Source organism: Rhodoplanes roseus (assembly GCF_003258865.1).
In the GTDB taxonomy this organism is placed as follows: Bacteria; Pseudomonadota; Alphaproteobacteria; order Rhizobiales; family Xanthobacteraceae; genus Rhodoplanes; species Rhodoplanes roseus.
In genome coordinates, this window is sequence record NZ_NPEX01000523.1 from 1 (window position 1) to 2020 (window position 2020).

Genomic DNA, 2020 nt, shown 5'->3' on the forward strand with positions numbered 1-2020 from the left:
GCGCCGCGGCGCATCCGCCTGACCACGAGCGACCGGCTGCGCCGCTTCGTCACCCGCGACACGGCCCCGGCCCTCGGAGACCGGGCGGCCTTCGGGCTCGCCGGCGAACAGCCGGCGCTCTCGGCCGCGCCCCGACCGACTCGCCGTCTCCCGGCGGCGCTGGCCGCTCTGGCCATAGCCGTACCGGGCCTCGCCTGGCCCGACGCCGTCGCGATCACGCTGGGCACCGCGCTCGCGGTTCTGTTCCTCGCCTGGACGGGGCTGCGCCTCCTCGCCGTCGCGATTCCGGCGCCGCTCCGACCGAGGCCCGAGCGAATCCCGGACCGGGCACTGCCGCTCTACACGATCGTCGTCGCCCTCTATCGCGAGGCCGCGACGGTGCCGCAGCTCGTCGCCGCGCTCGACGCGCTCGACTACCCGCCCGAGAAGCTCCAGATCGTCATCGCGCTCGAGCAGGACGACCACGCCACCAGGGCGGCCTTCGCGGCGCAGCCCCTCGGACCGCATTACGAGATCCTGGTCGTTCCCGATGTCGGGCCGCGGACCAAGCCGAAGGCGCTGAATGCCGCGCTGCCGTTCGCCCGCGGGCACCTGCTCGCCGTCTACGACGCCGAGGACCGGCCCGAGCCCGACCAGCTCCGCCGCGCCGTCGCGGCGTTCGCGGAGGGCGGCGACCGGCTCGCCTGCGTGCAGGCCCGCCTGTCGATCGACAACACGCGCGACGGCCTGCTGACGGCGCTGTTCACGGCCGAATACGCCGGCCTGTTCGACGTGTTCCTGCCGGTGCTGGCGCGGCTGCGGCTGCCGCTGCCGCTCGGCGGCTCGTCCAATCACTTCCGCACCGACGTGCTCAGACGCGTCGGCGGATGGGACGCGTTCAACCTGACCGAGGACGCCGATCTCGGCATGCGGCTCGCCCGCCTCGGCTTCCGCGCCGACGTGATCGCCTCGACCACCCACGAGGAGGCGCCGGCGCGGCTGGCGCCGTGGCTGCGCCAGCGCACCCGCTGGTTCCAGGGCTGGATCCAGACCTGGCTGGTGCACATGCGGACACCGCACCAGACGCTGCGCGCTTTGGGCCCGGCCGGCTTCGTGACGCTGCAGCTGGTGGTCGGCGGCACCGTGCTGGCCGCCCTGGTGCATCCGGTGTTCGCGGCCGCGTTCGTCGCCAAGCTGGCGACGACCGGAGCCCCGCGCTTCGACGAGGTGATGGACCTGCTGTTCACCGGCACCTTCGTGGGCGGCTGGGCCGCCTCGGTGCTGCTCGGCGTTTTCGGGCTCGCCCGGCGACGCCTGCTCGCCACCGCCTGGGTGCTGCTGCTGGTGCCGCTGCACTGGATCCTGCTGTCCGTCGCGGCGTGGCGGGCGGTGGCGAAATTCTTTCGCGACCCGTATCGCTGGGACAAGACAGAGCACGGTCTGGCACGGACGTCGCGCAGCCGCGCGGCCGGGCGTCAGCGTGGGGCGGGACCGGGCTCCGGGGCGCGCGACGAGCGCAGCGGCTTGAAGAAGCCGGAGGTCGAGCCGGCGATCAGCCAATAGGCCAGGCCCGCCGCGAGGCCGGCGGCGATCAGGCTGGTCGGTGTCGAGAGCGCGCGCATGCCACCCTGCGTCGCCGCCAGCGACCAGCCGATGAAGGCGGCGAGCCCGCCATTGGCGGCGTGAAAGATCCACGAGCGGACGGCGAACACCTCCGCGATCAGCACGCCGACCGTGGCGACGGCGAGCGCATAGGTCGCGGTGGCCGCCAGCATCGCCATCAGTTCGGGGGCGGCGGCGACGAGGGCGAAAAAGAAGTCGCCCTGCCGCTCGGGACCCGCCGCCGCGAGCGTCTGCACGGCGCCCCAGTTCGCCGCCACCACGACCGTGATCGCCACCATCAGCGCGACGAGCGCGCCGAGCGGCACCAGGAGAATGCGAAGAAGCAGTCGGCCGACATCGTCCATGGGAGGGTCATCCACGATCGAGGCAAAGCCGGGTGGTCGCTGTCATTCCGGGGCGCTGCGAAGCAGCGAACCCG

The 2020-nt window shown here is 73.4% G+C and carries 2 protein-coding genes; one reads left to right on the plus strand and one right to left on the minus strand.

Annotation, left to right across the window (positions count from 1 at the left end):
• Window positions 1–1542, plus strand: a 1542-nt coding sequence (locus tag CH341_RS30925; RefSeq protein WP_111423470.1) for a glycosyltransferase, incomplete at its 5' end; no start/stop codon positions are given.
• Here CH341_RS30925 and CH341_RS30930 read toward each other — a convergent pair.
• The gene (locus CH341_RS30930; RefSeq protein ID WP_111423472.1) at window positions 1455–1946 is read right to left on the minus strand and encodes a hypothetical protein; all 492 of its coding nucleotides are present in this window, start codon (window positions 1944–1946) and stop codon (window positions 1455–1457) included. The two genes, CH341_RS30925 and CH341_RS30930, sit on opposite strands and share 88 nt — an antisense overlap.
• Window positions 1947–2020: the final 74 nt, after the last annotated feature.